General features: G+C 57.1%; 18 protein-coding genes. 2 read left to right on the top strand and 16 right to left on the bottom strand.

Going from position 1 to position 17,891, the window contains the following annotated elements; translation table 11 throughout:
* Nucleotides 1-2: 2 nt before the first annotated feature.
* Nucleotides 3-1,469 (bottom strand): 5-carboxymethyl-2-hydroxymuconate semialdehyde dehydrogenase, encoded by a 1,467-nt coding sequence (gene hpaE / locus F0319_RS21870; protein ID WP_149367762.1) that lies wholly within the window; start codon nucleotides 1,467-1,469, stop codon nucleotides 3-5.
* A complete protein-coding gene (gene hpaG / locus F0319_RS21865) occupies nucleotides 1,466-2,743 on the bottom strand; it encodes a 4-hydroxyphenylacetate degradation bifunctional isomerase/decarboxylase (RefSeq protein ID WP_149367761.1) in 1,278 nt (425 codons plus the stop codon). The genes hpaE and hpaG overlap by 4 nt, the downstream gene beginning before the upstream one ends.
* A gap of 270 nt (nucleotides 2,744-3,013) precedes the next feature.
* Here hpaG and hpaR point away from each other — a divergent pair, with 270 nt between their 5' ends.
* Nucleotides 3,014-3,454 (top strand): homoprotocatechuate degradation operon regulator HpaR, encoded by a 441-nt coding sequence (gene hpaR / locus F0319_RS21860; protein ID WP_023334396.1) that lies wholly within the window; start codon nucleotides 3,014-3,016, stop codon nucleotides 3,452-3,454.
* An 83-nt stretch (nucleotides 3,455-3,537) separates the two neighbouring features.
* Nucleotides 3,538-5,202 (top strand): methyl-accepting chemotaxis protein, encoded by a 1,665-nt coding sequence (gene tsr / locus F0319_RS21855; protein WP_149367760.1) that lies wholly within the window; start codon nucleotides 3,538-3,540, stop codon nucleotides 5,200-5,202.
* Nucleotides 5,203-5,294: 92 nt separating this feature from the next.
* Here the strand turns inward: tsr and F0319_RS21850 are convergent, their stop codons facing one another.
* From F0319_RS21850 to F0319_RS21785, 14 genes are all read right to left on the bottom strand, one after another.
* Nucleotides 5,295-5,801, bottom strand: coding sequence for a GNAT family N-acetyltransferase (locus F0319_RS21850; RefSeq protein ID WP_149367759.1), 507 nt, complete (start codon nucleotides 5,799-5,801; stop codon nucleotides 5,295-5,297).
* 29 nt (nucleotides 5,802-5,830) lie between these two features.
* A complete protein-coding gene (locus F0319_RS21845; RefSeq protein WP_149367758.1) occupies nucleotides 5,831-6,304 on the bottom strand; it encodes a hypothetical protein in 474 nt (157 codons plus the stop codon).
* A 1-nt stretch (nucleotide 6,305) separates the two neighbouring features.
* Nucleotides 6,306-7,046, bottom strand: coding sequence for a winged helix-turn-helix domain-containing protein (locus F0319_RS21840; RefSeq protein ID WP_149367757.1), 741 nt, complete (start codon nucleotides 7,044-7,046; stop codon nucleotides 6,306-6,308).
* 126 nt (nucleotides 7,047-7,172) lie between these two features.
* Nucleotides 7,173-8,129 (bottom strand): Csu type fimbrial protein, encoded by a 957-nt coding sequence (locus tag F0319_RS21835; RefSeq protein WP_115876530.1) that lies wholly within the window; start codon nucleotides 8,127-8,129, stop codon nucleotides 7,173-7,175.
* Nucleotides 8,120-10,408: a fimbria/pilus outer membrane usher protein gene (locus F0319_RS21830; protein WP_240168127.1), complete on the bottom strand. Its 2,289-nt coding sequence runs from the start codon at nucleotides 10,406-10,408 to the stop codon at nucleotides 8,120-8,122. The genes F0319_RS21835 and F0319_RS21830 overlap by 10 nt, the downstream gene beginning before the upstream one ends.
* Nucleotides 10,329-11,105, bottom strand: coding sequence for a fimbrial biogenesis chaperone (locus F0319_RS21825; RefSeq protein WP_149367756.1), 777 nt, complete (start codon nucleotides 11,103-11,105; stop codon nucleotides 10,329-10,331). The genes F0319_RS21830 and F0319_RS21825 overlap by 80 nt, the downstream gene beginning before the upstream one ends.
* Nucleotides 11,106-11,107: 2 nt before the next feature.
* Nucleotides 11,108-11,602 (bottom strand): Csu type fimbrial protein, encoded by a 495-nt coding sequence (locus F0319_RS21820; protein ID WP_149367755.1) that lies wholly within the window; start codon nucleotides 11,600-11,602, stop codon nucleotides 11,108-11,110.
* Nucleotides 11,603-11,634: 32 nt separating this feature from the next.
* Nucleotides 11,635-12,177: a helix-turn-helix transcriptional regulator gene (locus F0319_RS21815; RefSeq protein WP_149367754.1), complete on the bottom strand. Its 543-nt coding sequence runs from the start codon at nucleotides 12,175-12,177 to the stop codon at nucleotides 11,635-11,637.
* Nucleotides 12,174-12,812: an EAL domain-containing protein gene (locus F0319_RS21810; protein ID WP_149367753.1), complete on the bottom strand. Its 639-nt coding sequence runs from the start codon at nucleotides 12,810-12,812 to the stop codon at nucleotides 12,174-12,176. Before F0319_RS21810 ends, F0319_RS21815 begins: the two co-directional genes overlap by 4 nt.
* Before the next feature lie 180 nt (nucleotides 12,813-12,992).
* Nucleotides 12,993-15,284 carry a phosphatidylglycerol--membrane-oligosaccharide glycerophosphotransferase gene (gene opgB / locus F0319_RS21805; protein WP_149367752.1) on the bottom strand — a complete coding sequence of 764 codons (2,292 nt, stop codon included), beginning with the start codon at nucleotides 15,282-15,284 and terminating at the stop codon, nucleotides 12,993-12,995.
* Between the two features lie 270 nt (nucleotides 15,285-15,554).
* Nucleotides 15,555-16,037 (bottom strand): YjjA family protein, encoded by a 483-nt coding sequence (locus F0319_RS21800; RefSeq protein WP_149367751.1) that lies wholly within the window; start codon nucleotides 16,035-16,037, stop codon nucleotides 15,555-15,557.
* Nucleotides 16,038-16,041: 4 nt separating this feature from the next.
* Nucleotides 16,042-16,770 carry a replicative helicase loader DnaC gene (gene dnaC / locus F0319_RS21795; protein ID WP_115876521.1) on the bottom strand — a complete coding sequence of 243 codons (729 nt, stop codon included), beginning with the start codon at nucleotides 16,768-16,770 and terminating at the stop codon, nucleotides 16,042-16,044.
* 1 nt (nucleotide 16,771) lies between these two features.
* Nucleotides 16,772-17,311, bottom strand: coding sequence for a primosomal protein DnaT (gene dnaT / locus F0319_RS21790; protein WP_149367750.1), 540 nt, complete (start codon nucleotides 17,309-17,311; stop codon nucleotides 16,772-16,774).
* A 148-nt stretch (nucleotides 17,312-17,459) separates the two neighbouring features.
* On the bottom strand, nucleotides 17,460-17,888 hold the full coding sequence (locus F0319_RS21785; RefSeq protein WP_111964104.1) for an organic hydroperoxide resistance protein: 429 nt from the start codon (nucleotides 17,886-17,888) through the stop codon (nucleotides 17,460-17,462).
* Between the last annotated feature and the right edge of the window lie 3 nt (nucleotides 17,889-17,891).

Raw genomic sequence — 17,891 nt, 5'->3', positions numbered from 1 at the left:
GCTCAGATCCCCCACTTTGGAATCGGATGGTCGCCCATAGAGATGCAGACGTTCTTCATCTCCGCGAATACCTCGAAGCTGTACTCGCCGCCCTCGCGGCCGGTGCCGGAGGCCTTCACGCCGCCAAACGGCTGGCGCAGGTCGCGCACGTTCTGGGTGTTGACGAACACCATGCCCGCTTCAATGCTGCGCGCCAGACGCAGCACCTTGCTGACGTCCTGGGTCCAGATGTACGACGCCAGGCCGTACTCCACGTCGTTCGCCAGGCGCAGACCTTCCGCTTCGTCCTTGAACGGCAGCAGGCAGGCCACCGGCCCGAAGATCTCCTCCTGCGCCACGCGCATGCGGTTGTCGACGTCCGCCAGCACGGTCGGGCGCAGGAAATTGCCGCCCTTCAGGTGCGCAGGCAGGTCGGTCGGTTTGTCCGGGCCGCCCGCCAGCAGGGTTGCGCCCTCTTCAATTCCGAGGCGGATATAGCCGGAGACTTTTTCCCAGTGCTGCTTGCTGATGAGCGCGCCAATCTGGGTGTTCGGATCGGTCGGGTCGCCCACGCGCAGGCGGTTGGCGCGCTCGGCAAAGCGCTTGACGAATTCCGGGTAGATGCTCTGCTGGATAAAGATGCGCGAGCCCGCGGTGCAGCGCTCGCCGTTGATCGAGAAGATGGTGAACAGGGCGGCGTCCAGCGCGCGCTCGATGTCGGCATCTTCAAAAATCAGCACCGGGGATTTGCCGCCCAGCTCCATGGAGTACTTCTTCAGCCCTGCGTTTTTCATGATGTTGCGCCCGGTGGCGGTGCCGCCGGTGAAGGAGACCGCGCGCACGTCGTGATGACGCACCAGCGCGTCGCCTGCCGTCGCGCCATAGCCCTGCACCACGTTCAGAACGCCCGCCGGAATGCCCGCTTCGAGGGCCAGCTCGCCCAAGCGGTCAGCGGTCAGCGGGGAGAGTTCAGACATCTTCAGCACCGCGGTATTACCTAAGGCGAGGCACGGCGCGACCTTCCAGGTGGCGGTCATGAACGGCACGTTCCACGGCGACACCAGCGCGCAGACGCCCACCGGCTGCACCAGGGTGTAGTTGAGCATCTTGTCGTCGACCGGGTAGGTTTTACCGTTCATCTGCTGGCACACCTCGGCGAAGAACTCGAAGTTGTGCGAGGCGCGCGGAATGAGCACGTTTTTGGTCTGGTGGATCGGCAGCCCGGTATCGGCGGTTTCCATGGCGGCGATCTCCGGCACGTTCTGGTCGATCAGATCGCCCAGACGACGCATCAGGCGCGCGCGCTCCTTCATCGGCAGGTTGGCCCACTTCGGAAACGCCTCCTTGGCGGCGGCAACGGCCTGGTGAATTTCAGCTTCACCGCCGGAGGCGACTTCTGCCAGCACCTCGCCGGAAGCCGGGTTGGTGGTGTGGAAGTACTCGCTTCCGGCAACGTTTTTACCGTTGATCCAGTGGTTAATCTTTTTCATTTTGCAGTCTCCTCGCTGACAATTCGGTTCACCAGGCGTCCCACGCCCTCCACTTCCACCACCACCTCATCGCCCGGCACCACGTCGGACAGCCCCTTCGGCGTGCCGGTGGCGATCATGTCGCCAGGCTGCAGGGTCATAAAATCGCTCAGGTACGCAATCAGGTACGGGATGCTGAAGATCAGATCCGCCGTGGTGCCTTCCTGGCGCAGCTCGCCGTTGACGAAGGTGCGCAGGGCGAGATTGTGCGGGTCGGGAATCGCTGCTTTCGGCATGATGTGGGGGGAAATGGGCGTTAGCCCGTCGCGGCTTTTTACCCGCAGGTTCGGGCGGTAGTAGTTTTCCAGGTAGTCGCGGATGGCGTAGTCGTTGCAGACCGTATAGCCCGCAACATAGTCCATCGCCTCGGCTTCGTTGACCTTACGCGCGGTTTTACCGATGACCACCACCAGCTCCGCTTCGTAATGCATGTATTCGATATTGTTCGGGCGCACCGACGTCTGGCCGTCGCCGTTGAAGGTGTTTGGCGCTTTGATAAATACCAGCGGCTCGGTTGGCGGCGTGAAGTCCAGCTCGCTGGCGTGATCGGCATAGTTCAGACCGAGGGCAAACAGCGTGGCGTGCGGCGGCGTGCGGTGCGTGTGAGCGACGTCGCGTTCATCTACCACTGGGTTTTCCAGCGGCGGAAAACCTGCCGCCAGAATACGCACCCGATCGCCCGGACGGATCTCAACGCGGCTTTGCGGGGTACCGAGCAATATCGCATCGCCGGGATTGAGGGTAGCGAACTCGCTCAGGGCGCTCAGCAGTTCGGCTGCGTTACGCTGAAGGTCGGCCGTGTTCCAGTGGTCCGCTTCGCGGCCGTTGATCTCGGTGATGATGGTCAGGTTATCCACGTTACCAACGGCGACCATCTCACCGAGCGGGCAAAATCCGTCACGGCATTTCGCCTTGATGGCAGGGCGGTAGAAGCTCTCTTCCGGCAGGCTCACCTCGTTGGCGAGCGCATATCCGGCGATGTACTCCGCGGCGTCCTCCACGCGCACCTTGCTGGCGGTTTTGCCCACGACCAGAGCCACCGTGGCACCGCTCAGCACCGTTTCACCCTGCGGGAAGGGGATCGGCTCGCCCGCGCGGATCACCGTGTTATGCGGTTTGATAAACCACACCGCTGTTTTCGGCGGCGTGTTGTAGGGGACTTTTTCAAAGGCCTCACGCCAGGCTTCACGCTGGCTTTGATGGTTGAGGGCGACGGCAAAAACGGTACCTTTCATTCACATACTCCTCAGGCCGGATGTCCGGTTTGGATTTCATTAATATGTTAATGATCTGGTTTTATGCTTTTGCTGTTTATTTCGCAATCAGAAGTGAAAAATTTGTGATATGAATAACAATAAATTTACATGTTGGACTTTATTAATATTTAAATCATAGAGTTAATAAAATTGACGGGTTTCTGTTAGACTTTTTGACGGAAAACGCGTTGTTTATAAAAACATCTTTTAGTGATTGTTTACTTGTTAATGATGTGAGGGGGAGACGCTATGCATGATTCATTAACCATCGCGCTGCTGCAGGCGCGGGAAGCGGCGATGTCCTATTTCCGCCCCATCGTGAAGCGCCATAACCTGACCGAGCAGCAGTGGCGGATTGTGCGCGTGCTGGCTGAACATCCGTCGATGGATTTTCACGATCTGGCGTTTCGCACCTGCATCCTGCGTCCCAGCCTGACCGGCATCCTGACGCGGATGGAGCGCGACGGCCTGGTGCTGCGCTTAAAGCCGGTGAACGACCAGCGCAAGCTGTACGTATCGCTGACCAAAGAGGGAAATGCGCTGTATGAACACGCCCAGGCGCAGGTCGAAGAGGCGTATCAGCAGATCGAGGCGGAATACACGCCGGAGAAGATGAAACAGCTGACGGCGCTGCTGGAAGAGTTTATTGAACTCGGAAACCGGCATAACGCAGCGCGGGAAGAAGAGTAAAAACCACAAATTCCAGGATGATTTTCGTAAAGTTTTCCCTTTCCAGGCCGAAAATTCTGTATCTGTCTGAGGAAAGAGAAAACATGTTAAACCGTATCAAGATTGTCACCAGCTTAATGCTGGTTTTAGCGATATTTGGCCTTTTACAACTCACATCCGGTGGTCTTTTCTTTAATGCCCTTAAGAATGACAAAGAGAATTTCACCGTCCTGCAAACCATTCGCCAGCAACAATCCACGCTGAACGCCAGCTGGGTAGCATTGCTGCAAACCCGTAATACCCTGAACCGTGCGGGTATCCGCTACATGATGGATCAGAGCAATATCGGCAGCGGCGCGACCGTTAACGATTTGATGCAAATCGCGTCTACGTCTCTGAAACAGGCGGAAAAAAACTGGGCTGCCTATGAAGCCCTGCCGCGCGATCCGCGTCAAAGCGATGCGGATGCCATGGAGATCAAGCGTAACTATGATATTTACCACGGCGCGCTGGCGGAGCTGATTCAGCTGCTGGGCGCGGGCAAAATCAACGCCTTCTTCGACCAGCCGACCCAGAGCTATCAGGACGGTTTTGAGAAGCAGTATGTGAGCTACCTGCAGCAGAACGACAAGCTGTATCAGACGGCGGTCGAAGACAGCAACAGCTCCTACAGCCAGGCTATCTGGGTGCTGATTAGCGTCCTGATTGCCGTGCTGGTGGTGATCGTGGCCGTCTGGCTGAACATCAAGCAGACGCTGATCTCTCCGCTGAATCGTCTGATCGACAACATTCGCCATATCGCCAGCGGCGACCTGGTGAAGCGCATTGAGGTTCAGGGCACCAACGAGATGGGTGAACTGGCCGACTCGCTGCGTCATATGCAGGGCGAACTGGTGCGTACCGTTGGCGACGTGCGTAACGGCGCGAATGCGATCTACAGCGGCGCGAGTGAAATCGCGATGGGCAACAACGACCTCTCCTCCCGTACTGAACAGCAGGCCGCTTCCCTGGAAGAGACCGCTGCCAGCATGGAGCAGCTGACGGCGACCGTTAAGCAGAACGCCGAGAACGCTCGTCAGGCAAGCCATCTTGCGCTGAGCGCCTCCGAAACCGCGCAGAAAGGCGGCAAAGTGGTGGATAACGTGGTGCAGACCATGCGCGATATCGCGGGCAGTTCGCAGAAAATTGCCGACATTATCAGCGTGATCGACGGCATTGCTTTCCAGACCAACATTCTGGCACTGAACGCGGCGGTAGAAGCGGCGCGTGCGGGCGAGCAGGGCCGTGGTTTTGCGGTGGTGGCAGGTGAAGTACGTAACCTGGCCCAGCGCAGCGCCCAGGCGGCACGCGAGATCAAGAGCCTGATTGAAGACTCCGTGGGCCGCGTGGAAGTAGGCTCAACGCTTGTCGAAAGCGCCGGTGAAACCATGGGTGAGATCGTGAATGCGGTAACACGCGTCACGGACATCATGGGTGAAATCGCCTCTGCGTCTGACGAGCAGAGCCGCGGTATCGACCAGGTGGGTCTGGCGGTAGCCGAGATGGATCGCGTGACCCAGCAGAACGCCTCGCTGGTTGAGGAATCTGCCGCAGCGGCGGCCGCACTGGAAGAGCAGGCGAGCCGTCTGACTCAGGCCGTGGCGGTGTTCCGCATTCAGCAGGAGCAGATGAAAGCGCGCGAATTCGCTTCTGCGAAAACCGTTGCAGCACCGGCGATGGCGCGTAAAGCGGTTACCGCTGATGCAGGTGATAACTGGGAAACCTTCTAACGCCGTTTGTTGTGCCGGGTGGCGGCTGCGCCTTACCCGGCCTACGGTTCAGGGTTTTGTAGGCCCGGTAAGCGCAGCGCTACCGGGCGATATTACAGAGGCAGGCGCATGACGCAGCGCGTTTCATACGCGAAGCCGTGCGCTGTCTCTTCTTCCCTTTTCCGACGCAGTTCAGGCGTCAGCGTCGTCATTTTTTCAAACCCCAGCCGAGCATAGAACGGCGCATTCCACGGTACGTTCCTGAACGTCGTCAACGTCAGCGCTGTCAGCCCCCTTTTACGTGCATAGTCTGCCACGCAGGCGATGAGCTGCCTGCCGATCCCTTTTCCCTGCCAGTGCAGATCGACCGAGAGTTCGACAATAAACAGTGATGACGGATGGGCTTCGGCGAGGATAAACCCGACGGGCTGGTCGTTTGCCAGCGCCAGCCAGCTTAGCCCGCGTTCGACATAGCCGAGGTGTTGGTCAGTGGAAATGACCTCGCCATCGGCAAGCCAGGCGAGTTCCGGGTCTTCACGAAAGCGCTCCCCCGCCGCGCGTTCAATGGCGGACAGGGCGGCAACGTCGTTGCGGGTGGTAGGGCGAATGCGAATAGTCATGGCGGCAAGTATAGCCTGACCCGTCGACATTATTCCGAGCAGATCAGCACCGGCGAATAGAAATTGCTGATCACCAGCGCGTCTTCTGGCGTGCGCTCTATTGTCAGGAGCCTTTTATTGCCCAGCGTCAGGCCGGCAACGTATTTTTCAAAGACCCCGGGCGGCATGGCGTCATGGCTAAAACGCTCCACTTTTTGAATAGCAATCTCATACAGTTCGCCCTCCACGTGACGCCATTTAAACATCTCCTGGCGGGAAACCTCCCAGCTGCGCGGGGCATTCACTACGCTGCCGTTAACCGTGATGTACCCCGTTTTGTCGGGATGAAAACGCATAATGATCTCACCGTCAAAGGTGAAATCGTGACTGCCGCGCCGGTCGGAGAAGGTCAGGTTTCCATCGCAGGCCACCGACAGCGGGGGCGTGTGAAAGTACCACGCCGTCACGGCGCCCAGCAGCAGCAGGTTGAGGAACAGGATTAGCCAAACTTTTTTGTGTCTCATATCACCACTCGTAATAGTAAAGCGTACGACAGGCGCTGGCTTTACCCCGCGTGAGGGAACATTGGGAGAGCACCAGCCGCCCTTCGTGGCCGTAGAAAAGCGTTCTCTGAATGTGCATGTAGAAAATCGAATTTTTCAGGCACGGAAGATGGCCGTCCTTCTGAAGCGTTTGCGCCAGCGTTATTGCCTTCCCGTGAAATACATCCGCCAGCGGCGTAAAGGTGTAGACCGGGCAGGTGCCGATATGCGTCAGCAGATGGATCTCCCGCTGTGAATTTTCTGGCTTGATCAGCGCGATCCAGAGGCATAGCGCAACGACGACCAGCGTGAGCGCGCCGCAGAACAGCCATTCCGGGCGAACGCGCCATGCAGGTTTTGCCGTTTCGGCGGTCGGCGGGGCCTCCTCCAGCGGGGTGACCGTGACGTCTGCGCTGAGCATAAAGCCCGTTTTCGGTACGGTAACGATAAGCAGCGCGTCGGGAAGCAGGGTCGCCAGCATCTTGCGCAGAATGCTGATGTACTGGTTTAAGGAGTTGTTAGATCCCTGGAGCCCTCGCCGATCCCAGACTTCCTGGAGAAAGGTTTCCCGTTCAACCACGTTCCCATGATGCTGAACCAGCAGCTTCATGATGGTATTGGCCGTACAGGTGAGGAGCTGCGCATCCTCATCCGGCGCATTGATAAGAGAAACAGAACCGTCCTCGTCGTTATAGACGATGGCGTCAGCAAGCAGGTATTTCATAAGTTGTTGTAATAAAAACAGAGATAAAAAATAAAAAGAGAAGGTCTACGCCTTCCGGGCTGCATTGCTGGCTATTTTAACGCCACTGTTACCGATAACATTGATCCAGACAGGATTTTGGGTGGTTTAATAAGTCAGCGTGATAATCACGTCATCAATAAATTCCCCGGTACCGGTTAGCGGCTGTGCCGGGACCTCGCCATAAACGGTGTAGTTCTGGGTGCCGCCAGCGGGATTAGTGACCTGCAGCGCATCGCCGCTGCTTCGATCTCCCCAGCGTTGCGTGGCCGCCTCATCCTGCCAGAGCCCGTAGCGCAGGCACTGGCCCTCGCTGTTGCAGAGCTGCCGCTGGTTACCGCTGGCATGGTTGCCTTTGCCCATGGCAAGGGTGAACGCGGTTCCGGCCGGACAGCGCGTGGTGAGGGTGGCGGTGGAACGCGTCGGACGCAGGGTCGCGGTGCTGGTCAGGGTGCCGAAGTTAAGGGGCGTCACGCGCTCGATGTAGCATCCCTGGCTGATCTCGGCCTGAGCGCTGGTGCCGCCCTGCACCTGCTCCCCCTCTGCGGAACCGTCCGAGCAGTTTTGCAGGGCATCCTGACGCAGGGCGCTGTGCCAGGCGATACGCAGATTCATGTTGTAGTTGTAATAGTGGTAGGCCGGAAGCTGGCTTTGCCCTGCCGGAATGGTAGCGATAAGGGGAAAGGTACCGCTGACGTTGGCATTGCTTTGCGCGGCCAGAGTCTGCTGAATCAGGTTCCCGCTACTGGCAGGCCCCAGCTCCTGAGAGTGCGCTGCGCCGTTCAGCAGGCGGAAGAGGAGGGTGTACTGTTTCCCCTCCTGATCCCCCGGCGAGATCATCTCAAAGGGCGGGGCGTCTACGCTGCTCAGGCAGACGTTGAGATATTCTGTCCTGCCCTCATTGTCGGCCTGGCAGCTAAATTTGACCTCGGTGTTGACGGAGGTGGTATTGCCCGCCACGACGTTGCCAAAGTTAATGGCGGGCATGGAGGTTATCCAGCAGGCCGCCGCCATCGCCTTCACGGACAGGACGAGCAGCAATAATAACGGTGCTCTTAATGACACAGTTGTTCTCCGATATTCTGTATAGATGACCCGGTGCGCGGCGCCGGAAGCGTGACCCGGCACTCTCCCTCACCGGTTTTCACCACCAGTTCACCCGGCAGGGGCGGATCTTCAAGCCAGATAAAGCCATCGCGTCCCACGATGGTGGCACCCTGCGGCGTTGACACGACGCTGCCCAGCGGGAGCGGCCTGCGGCGGCTGTCGACCAGCCGGGCCTGAACCGTGACGGCGTGATGGACGTTAAAATCGACTTTGACCGCGCTGCTGTTGCCCGGTCTGGCATGCATGTCGGTGACGGGGGCGATCACATCGGCGGGCAGATCGAGCGGGTTAATGCTGACTTTGCTGTTGTGGTAGCGCGGCAGGTCGGTCAGCAGAAGATAACCGTCCTCATCCGTTTCACCGGCCGGGCGGTTTTCCAGCATCACCGGTACGTGCCCAATACCGTGCGTGGACACCAGCGCCATACCCTGCTGGATGTAGCGTAGCGCGTGCAGGCTGCCGTCCAGCAGCGTCAGGCTACCTTCGGCTGAGGCGTACTGGTTGCCCTGGCTGGCACCCTGCTGCAGCCCAACGTGCCATTCGCCCGCTCGGCCCAGATAGCCTACGTCCGCATATCTTTCACGTCGTTCGCCAAAGCCCTGGCCCAGCTCCCATGACCAGCCGCCGGCCTCATCGTCCGGCTGGTGGCGGTAATCCATGCGCGGCGTATCCCGGCTGGCCTGAGCGGAGAGCGTGTCCTCGCGACCCAATGGGACGGAAAATAGCAGCTGAACGTGGCTCGACGCGTCCGTAAACGAGCGGGTATAGCTCAGCGTGGTGGAGATGTGTGCCGGCAGCGACACCGACCAGGAGGCGTTGAGGTAGCGCTCTGTGCTGCCCTGAATGTTCTGCTGTACCCAGCCCGCGCCCACGGTGCCAAAGTGGGGGATGGACTGGCTTACCCACACGCTGTCGCTGCGTCTGACGGGCGCGGCACCGCTCATGCGGGCGTTGTCGGCGAAATCCGCCCCGGTATGGACGGTGCTGGCAGAAATGCCCGTTCCTCTGCCGTTCCACTGCCAGCCGAGGCCCCACTGAACGCCCTGACCGTAAGGGCTGTCGCTCACGGCAACGTGCTGGCTGACCACCCCTACGGCGGGGGAGACCAGCCAGTCAGCGCCCGTGCCCACGTTGTGCAGCCTGCGCTGCTGCTCCGTATGCAGCGCCAGCGTCAGGTGATTATTCACCCCATAGCGCCAGCCCGCGTCCAGCAGCGGCGAGGCGGCATAGTCGTCGGAGTGCAGGGCGTAGTTTTCCCGCATCCAGCCGATGTCCAGCGAACCGCTGCTGAGCCCTTCCGCCAGCATGCCCGGCGCGCCGTAGAGATCGAGCTGTACGGTGCGACGCTGGCCGTTGATATCGGTAATCACCACCTCCGCCTGCCCGCTGCCGGTGAAGGAGGGCAGGGTATCCAGCAGAAAGTCTCCCGGCGTGACGCGCTGGCTGCTCTGCTTAAGTCCGTCGATATATAGATCGACCGTGGAAGGCAGCACGGCCGTGTCGCTGTAGCGGCTACGCGGTTCGGTATTGAGCTGGGGATTAAGCTCAAAGTTACGTGCCCAGTGCAGCCCGCCAAAGCGTACCTGCCGGCTCCAGCGGGTGCCGGTGGTGATGCTGTCGCCCAGCGCCAGCGTGGTCAGCGAGTCGGTGTTGTCCCACTGCCAGCGGGTTTCGAGACGGGTGTGGGTAGGCCGACCGGCGCTGTTTTCCTCCCCGGCATGGCTTGAAAAACTGCTGCTGAACGTTCCGGGCAGCCCTCCGGAGGCGGTCAGCATGGTCTGGGCGTTAAGCTGGCGCTTCCCCTGCGCGTCGCTGGCGTAGAGCGCGTATCCGAGCGTATAGGCGCTGACGGGCTGCGCATCAGGATAGCGGTACATCGGCGTGGGCCTTGAGACGGTCAGATGCTGCTGGCTCTCGAGCGCCTCTGCCTCTGCGGTAATCGACACCTGCTGGGACAGCGCGTCGAGATTGACCTTCAGGCCCGGCAGGGAGGTCAGCTCAACCCACTCTGCGCGATCGTCCGGGGCGTGAAGCCCCAGCTTTTTCATGTCGCTGCGGCTTATCCATAGCGCATTATCCACCACCCGGCAGGCCCACAGCTCGCCTCGCGGGGCGTGGTTCACGGTAATGGCCAGCCATTGTACGGTGTCGGCGGGTTCAGTCCGGGCTGACAGCATGAGCGGTAGCCAAAACAGGAGCGCGAGAAGCGAGCGGGCGCAGGGGTATCTGGCTGGCATGATGGTCATCATTGAGATAGACGCGCAGCGAGCTGAGCGCGTGTCGTGAGGGCTGCTTGAGCGATAAAAGGGCGATTTGTCCCGGGAGCACATAGCCCGCCAGGCCATTAATCGACCCTACAACCTGCCCATCGGCCGTCAGGGCCTCAAGGTGGCTCAGGCGGATATGGCGGTTTCCGGCGTTAAAGCAGCGGAGAGTGGCCGGTATGTCTGCCTGCTCACAGCTCAGGGCATCGTGGCTGACGGGCGCGCTCTGGTTCCCGGCAATAAACACCGGAATCGAGTAGCGCAGCAGGAAGTGCACCGCGGTGGGATTGGCGGCGCGGGACGTGGCGTCCGGCAGTTCGTCGATGACCAGCCGGTAACTTTGCTCCTTTGCACGGTTGCCTGGCTGCATGACGATAATGCGCACCAGCTGCTGCTGGCCCGGCGCCAGTGATGTCATCGCCGGGCTGGTGACCACCTCCCCGGTGTTCACCAGAACATCTTTACCGTTTTTTTGCGTCCATTCGTACACCCGAATCTGCGCATGGATGGCCGCTTTCCCACTGTTAGTGAGATAGACCGCCGCTGCCCGCTGGTCGCTCTGCAGATCGAGCGTTACCGGGGCCACCTGAAGCGTGGCGGCCAGCGCGTAGCGTGACAGCAGCGCCAGCATCATGAGCCACAGAATGAAGCAGGGAAGGTAGCGACGCACGATCAGTACTCCAGTTTTAACGTGATATCGTCGCTGTAGGTACCTGCCTGGGCGGTTGTCAGCGCCCCGGCTTCAATGACGCCATACAGGGTTTCCTCCTGTTCCGCACCGTTGCCGGTATCGTCCAGGCCATTCGTGCCGGTGATTTGCGTCTGTTTGCCTTCGTCGGCAAAGAGTTTCCACGCAATCTTCTGTGCGCCCGTTTCGCCGTTCTCCGGCTTCAGCCAGAAGGTTCCATTTTCCCCGTCGTTGCTGGTGGCGGTGAGGGTGAAAGGCGTACCGTTGGTACAGACGATATCGACCTGCGTTTTGGCCTGGATTTCGCTCGACTCATCGGAGCCGTGACGTGAGAAGTTGAGGTCGTTGGCTTTTAGGGTGCATGACTTTACGACCTCAAGTGATACGTGCATCGTCGCGCTTGCGCTACTGTCTGCGGCGATCGCAGCAGCAGGAAGCAGGAGAACGGAACAACATGCAACGGTGGGAAAAATTTTCATGATTTTATTTCCTGACGTGAGTAACAGTGGAATTACAAAGCGAATGACTGAGCGTTCAGCAGGCAGAGTTTTCGATGGAATTCCGCCAGGCTGTGGCAGCAAAATTTGTTCATCGCGTTACGCTTGTGGGTGTAGATCGTTTTAGGGGACTTATTCATGATTTTTGCGATGCGAACCGGACTGAATCCTTTATGGAGCAACATGCAAACCCGTCTCTCCTGATACGAGAGCATGGCGGCGTTTTCGAAGGCGAATGTCGTGTCGCTAAAACAGTGGCTTAGCTGCGCAAAAGAGAGGTTGTCCGCGACCACTCGGACCCGCTCGTTGCGCAGGAAGGCGTGAACGTCGCAGACCCGCGCTGCATCCGTAAATACCAGCCAGTTCTCTCCAACGTGTGTATTGAGTAGCCGTTCCTGCAGGCGCAAAAGCCCTTCCGGATTAACGTCATGGATCCAATACATCTCCGGGCGAGGGGTAACGGCCGTCGAGATCAGCGAAGTGAGGCCAAGCCATAAAAACGTATTCCCGCTCAGAACGATAACCTGATAACCAGCATTCAGAATGAAAGGGGTCATTTTCTACCCCACAGATAGCCCTGGCCGTAATCGGCCGCGCTGGCGCGGGCCAGCGCGAAATCACCCGCGGTTTCGATGCCTTCGATCAGTACCTTGCTGGCGACGCGCTTGCACTGGCGGGTGAGATGCAGAAACTTTGCCTGCTCGGTCCGTCCGTTCCAGAAGGTATGTTTGTCAATTTTGATGCCGCAGAAGCGGATCTGGCTGGTCAAAAGTTCGGGAAGAAGGTCTTCGCAAACATCGTCTGCCCACACTTCTATTCCCCACTGATGTAGCGTTGCGATGCATTTCCGCAGCGCCCGGCTTTGCGTATCGTCGAGTTGTACCATCGTATGGAGATCGGTGACCTCGATAGCAAGTCTCTCCGGGCAGGGTGTTTCTTCTTTGAGCCTGTCGAGGAAGTCCGTTTCCAGCAGTAAATCCGATGTCGCATTGAGGTAATACTTGTCGCCCTCTTCGCAAAACATGGCATGACGAAGCTGCGCAAAGAAGTGCGCCTTACGCTGCGTCGAGGACATCGAGCCAAAGTAATCTTCAAGATCGACGTGTGGCTTTGCCGTGGACAATACCTCCCAGGCAATCACATTTTCGCTGCGCAGGGCCCGGATGGATTCGAACTTATAGCCGGTTAGCATGATAAAAGTGCGTAACGCTCCGTGGTGATTTCAGGAGCTGCACATTTTATTGATTTGGTTTTTGGCGGGATATTTATAGATAAAAATGGCTTATATAAAGTGTTTTTATCTAATTTATAAGGATTATAAAGGATTATTTATTTTCATAAGCGCCCGACAGAATGCCGGGCGCAACGCGCATTAACCCGCTTTGCTGATGATTTTGATTTCGACCATGCCAATTCCGATCTCGCGCGGTGAATGCCCAAGGATATTTCCCTCATTCGTGGACTGCGGGTCCGGTGGCACGATCACCAGGGTATCGCTGCGCGAAGGATTCTCAAAATGTAGCGTGTGCGTGCTCACGTCGTATCCAAGCGTTAACGTCTGCTCCCGATCCCCCACGCGCACGGGTACGGGCTTGTTAGCATTGGGGCCATACGCTCTGGCGGTGATCACCAGGTCGAACTGTTCCGGCAGCGGATGGGCGTATTCAATTTTCACCTCATTGCCCAGCTGCGCGTTGGACCAGCGCCCCCAGGACTCCGGACGCGAGATGCCGCTAAACTGCTTCACTTCTTCCGGTGCGCCGGCCACGTTAAAGATAAAGCTATCCGCTTTGTAGCGAATATCGTTATCGCTAATTTTCAGCATGTCGATGTTGTGCTGATAGCGCGCGGTATCAATCACCGTATCGTTGAACGCGGTTTTGCCCTTCCACTGCGCCTTATCCACGTGCTGCACGGTTTGCTCCCCGCCGAGCTGACCCTGAGAGACGCACCAGTCGGTAGAAAGCGCCAGCGGCTGCGACCAGAGCTGGCCCATTTTGTAGCATCGGTCGACCCAGACAAAATTATCGCGTGGCGCGAAATCGGCCAGCTGATAGCGCAGCGGCGCGGAATATTCGCTTTCCGGCAGCGGCTCAACGCGCCCTTCCGACACGCGCACCAGCAGCGGCAGACGGAAGCTGCTGCCCGAGAAGGCAATCGTGTTTTTATCCCGATCGACGGTGAAGTCCTTCATCTCTTTCGGGAAGTTCCACAGGCGGATAATGTCTGGCTTCCAGGCGAGGATTTTATCCTTCATGTTGAGGAACACTTCCGACAGGGACTGCCCCGACAGCGTGCTGCGACCAAGGCCAATAAAGTTGTCGCCGCCCAGAATGTCCAGCACGGTTGCGCCGTTATCCATGGAATTGCGTTTGGTGGCGATCACCTCCTGCTGCGGCTGGTCACCGCGCAGCACGAAGAACAGGTTGCTGCGATCCTGCTTATTGAGCTGATCCCACGCGCTGTTTTTCATCGCCAGATGGTCAGACGAAACGACGATGACGGTGTTTTTAAACCAGGGCGAGGCTTTGATTTTCTCGACCAGCGCGGCAATGTGTTCCTGACTGCAGGTGACGGCGCTGAAAGATTTGTTGCTTTTGCCGTTCACGTCATAGCTTTTGCGTTTGCAGCTGCGTGAGACAAATCCGTCCGGATGATGTGTGTCCACCGTCAGCGCGAAGAGAGAGAAACGCTTGCCCGCACGGGACAGCTCCTCGAATTTCTTCCAGGTTTCGTCGAGTACCGTATCGTCATAGAAGCCCCAGTCGTTGCGGTAACTCGGATCGGCAACCGTCGTTTTTAACTCTTCTGAGCCATACAGGTGGTCAAAACCGTGGGATTTCAGGAACACATCTTTTCCGGCAAAGCGCAGGTTTGCCCCCTGCACAAAATAGTTTTCGTAGCCGGAATTTTTCAGGATATCGCCGAGGCAAATATTCTGCGGGAAGAAGGTCGACATGGAGGCTGAGGCGTTACCTTCAAAAGGCGCGAACAGCGGAATACCGCACTGGGAGGCAACCATCCCGGCAATCGTATAATCCGTACCGGGCAACTGCATGGTGTGGCTGAAATCGAGCCCTTCATTTTTCAGCGCACCCAGGTCCGGCGTCAGCTCCGGGAATGCATCGTTATCAAAGTACGTGCGTTCCAGGCTTTCACCGTAGATATAGACCAGGTTGAGCTTCGGGTTGGCGATCGTTTTCGACGGTTCTTTGTAGTAAGCCACGAAATCCGGATCGCCGTCGCGCGACTGCGATTTCACCAGCTCGGTGATCTGATGGAATGCCGGGCTGGCGTCGACGGAGGCCAGCGCCAGGAATAACGCCAGCAGGCTGTAGCCATGATGGTGCGGATGATGGCGACGTCGACGCAGCACCCAGGCCAGTGCGCCAAATATCGTCACCAGCGCGACGATAAGGCCCAGCCCCGGCAGAATGTACTTGCCCACACCCGCGCCCGTCAGGCTGTTCGTCAGCGTGTAGAGTACCGCATCGTTAATACCGTCACCGGTAAAGTAATCGCTGGCGTATAAGGTAATGTTTAAAATAATAAAAATGCCGAGCACCACTAGCGTGGCGATAAACCACCAGGTGTTACGGCCGGCTTTCCACGCGTAAACGCCGACAGAAGCCAGAAAAAGGATAAGAGATATGAATTCAGACAACAGCATATCCTCGTGACGCCAGATAATTCGCTGGCTAACTGTTTATTTTTTGGGTCATACAATGTAATTGCGATGTCGCTAAGCTGCAATTTTAGTGTCACGAAAGTGTGCTGTTGTTAGGATTTGGTTTAGAAAATCGTTTTTATGAAGATGTGCACATCCTGACAAACGGACGCTGAGGCGGTGGCAGGTGGGGAAAACGCTCATTTAGCGCCGCGCTGCAAGACTATCGCATTAAACGCGGCGTGTTGTGGCAGAAAATGGGATGGATCAGGAGATGAAATTAACGCCTTGTTTCAGCACCAGATCGCAGGCTTTGGTTTTCACCTGTTTTGCCAGAGAAGAGTTGCCGAGGGTGCTCAGATTCAGCTGCTGCCCATTTTGTGCGTTAAGCAGGCCCTGAATGCCGTCCATATAGTTGGTGTTCGCTTTTTGCTCCTGGGTATCCAGACCCAGTTTACCCAACACCTGGTTTTTCACGTTTTGCGCATCGGTCACGGAGGCCAGCTTTTGCTTCGCGCAATATTCCAGAATCCCCGCCGCGTTGTTCATCGTGCCCGCACTCAGACTCTGGGAGCTGTTGCCCAGCAGGCTGGTAAGAGAAGAGGCGGAGAGTCCACCCTGAGAGCTGCTGCTCTCTTTGGTCAGCTCATTTGCTGCGCTTGACAGGGACTCCTGCCAGGACGCCGCTTGCGCCATACATGTCAGTATGAGTGGGGCGAAGACTAAAACTGCAAAAAGACTTTTTGTCATTACGTTATCTCACATTCTCTCGGTAACTTTCCCAATCAAAGTTCAACCAAAGCGTACCGCCTAATTTCATTCTGTCCATTACCCTCTCTCCGAGTTGTTTGTTCAAACCTGCTTCATCAAGATTGCTCAGGAGCCCAGTAGGCCGGCGAGAAGATGTTCTTCTGTCGATAATTTGGTTGATGATAACCTTCTCATAACGCGATTCATTCTGAACACCAATTTCATCAATCACAAGCAAGTCAACAGAGCTTAATTTATCAATCAGCTTTTCTTCTGAATCTGCTGATGTGCCATTGAAGGTTTCGCGCATGGAAGACATGATATCTGCCACGGTAATTATAAGAACCGTTTTACCTCGCCGCAGGAGATCGTTACATATGGCGGCGGCCAAATGGTTTTTACCAGTACCAGGATTACCACAAAAAATGAACCCGCCCATCGATTTATCAAAATCAACGGCATACAAGCGCGCTTTTTCTCTGACAATTTTTTGATTTGTCGTATTGGCCTTGTAATTTTCGAACGAACACCCCTGGTGTAAGGTTCTTATTCCTGAACGACCAAAGGATCGTTCCATGCTTTTGGCAATATTTTCGCGAGCAATAAATTCAGAACGCTTTCGCCCTTCTTCTTGCTGCCAGGCCATCAACTCCTCACTGTTTTTAAAGCGAGGCTCAATGCCTTCAGGTATGATTTTTTTCAACCTATTCATCAGACTGCTAACGTTTTTCATTTCAACCTCTAAAACCTTTTGGAACGGTATAGTTAGGTTTGGCTATTTCGTTAATGTCAGATTTTGCCTTTCCACCATTACCAGCGCGGGTGATTTGAAGATGACGCGCGAGCTTTTGCTGCCACTGAATATGGGTGAAGACTTTACCTTCCGCCTGCCACCAGGCAGTAAACGCGGCAAGCTCTTCCGCGGTGGCCGGTTGGGTTAACGCAATCCCCCACAGCGCGGCCTGCCGCTGAAAATCCGCATCCGGCTGCCAGCCCGCGTACAGGGCAAATTTTCCCATTGGAACGGTCACGGGAACGTTGACCGGTTCATCAAAGAACTGGTTGTCCAGCGTGACATCGCTCGCCGGGCGTGACAGTTGCGCTTCAATCTCCAGAAGCTGTGCCAGGCGTTCCGGCGTGATTGCGTAGAACGCCGGCGCGTTGTCGGCAAAAACGGCTACCGTGCCGCCTTCGGCGTGGGTCAACACACCGCGTGGGTCGCGCATAAAGGCATCAATGCCAGCAATGCTGGTGGTCAGAATTCTGGAGGACATAACGCTTACTCTACTGATTACTACGGGCGTGATATGGGCTTATGGTAGCACAGAGAGGGGAAAGGGAAGGAGGGGATTTCCCCGGTAGCGCTGCGCTTACCGGGGCTACAGTCGTAGGCAGAATAAGCGCAGCGCCATCAGGCAGTTATCACGCAATGATGTTCAGCGTGACGTCGATGTTGCCGCGGGTCGCGTTAGAGTACGGGCAAACAATGTGTGCCGCATCGACCAGCTTTTTAGCTTCCGCAGGATCCATACCTTCAACATGGATGTTCAGCTTTGCTTCGATACCAAAACCGGTTGGCAGCGGGCCAATCCCCACTTCGCCTTCAATATAGGCATCTTTTGGCAGGGTGAATTTGTCGCGTGCGGCCACGAACTTCATCGCGCCCAGGAAGCAGGCAGAGTAGCCCGCAGCAAACAGCTGCTCAGGGTTAGTCACTTCTCCGCCCATGCCGCCCATCTCTTTTGGCACACCCAGTTTGACGTCCAGTACGCCATCGGAGGAGGTGGCACGGCCGTCACGGCCACCGGTGGCTTTTGCTTTGGCGGTATAAACAACTTTTTCTAAAGACATGGC

The sequence above is a fragment of the Enterobacter vonholyi genome, assembly GCF_008364555.1.
GTDB lineage: Bacteria > Pseudomonadota > Gammaproteobacteria > Enterobacterales > Enterobacteriaceae > Enterobacter > Enterobacter vonholyi.
The sequence above is the reverse complement of the archived record's forward strand: the minus strand, read 5'-3'. Positions and strand labels throughout refer to the sequence as shown.

Coding starts and splice junctions, on each gene's coding strand:
- F0319_RS21840 (WP_149367757.1), bottom strand. CDS start 7,046: ATGAAATACCTGCTTGCTGACGCCATCGTCTATAACGACGAGGACGGT.
- hpaG (WP_149367761.1), bottom strand. CDS start 2,743: ATGAAAGGTACCGTTTTTGCCGTCGCCCTCAACCATCAAAGCCAGCGT.
- F0319_RS21810 (WP_149367753.1), bottom strand. CDS start 12,812: ATGCTAACCGGCTATAAGTTCGAATCCATCCGGGCCCTGCGCAGCGAA.
- dnaT (WP_149367750.1), bottom strand. CDS start 17,311: ATGTCCTCCAGAATTCTGACCACCAGCATTGCTGGCATTGATGCCTTT.
- tsr (WP_149367760.1), top strand. CDS start 3,538: ATGTTAAACCGTATCAAGATTGTCACCAGCTTAATGCTGGTTTTAGCG.
- F0319_RS21830 (WP_240168127.1), bottom strand. CDS start 10,408: ATGCCAGCCAGATACCCCTGCGCCCGCTCGCTTCTCGCGCTCCTGTTT.
- F0319_RS21815 (WP_149367754.1), bottom strand. CDS start 12,177: ATGACCCCTTTCATTCTGAATGCTGGTTATCAGGTTATCGTTCTGAGC.
- dnaC (WP_115876521.1), bottom strand. CDS start 16,770: ATGAAAAACGTTAGCAGTCTGATGAATAGGTTGAAAAAAATCATACCT.
- F0319_RS21850 (WP_149367759.1), bottom strand. CDS start 5,801: ATGACTATTCGCATTCGCCCTACCACCCGCAACGACGTTGCCGCCCTG.
- F0319_RS21800 (WP_149367751.1), bottom strand. CDS start 16,037: ATGACAAAAAGTCTTTTTGCAGTTTTAGTCTTCGCCCCACTCATACTG.
- hpaE (WP_149367762.1), bottom strand. CDS start 1,469: ATGAAAAAGATTAACCACTGGATCAACGGTAAAAACGTTGCCGGAAGC.
- F0319_RS21785 (WP_111964104.1), bottom strand. CDS start 17,888: ATGTCTTTAGAAAAAGTTGTTTATACCGCCAAAGCAAAAGCCACCGGT.
- hpaR (WP_023334396.1), top strand. CDS start 3,014: ATGCATGATTCATTAACCATCGCGCTGCTGCAGGCGCGGGAAGCGGCG.
- F0319_RS21845 (WP_149367758.1), bottom strand. CDS start 6,304: ATGAGACACAAAAAAGTTTGGCTAATCCTGTTCCTCAACCTGCTGCTG.
- F0319_RS21820 (WP_149367755.1), bottom strand. CDS start 11,602: ATGAAAATTTTTCCCACCGTTGCATGTTGTTCCGTTCTCCTGCTTCCT.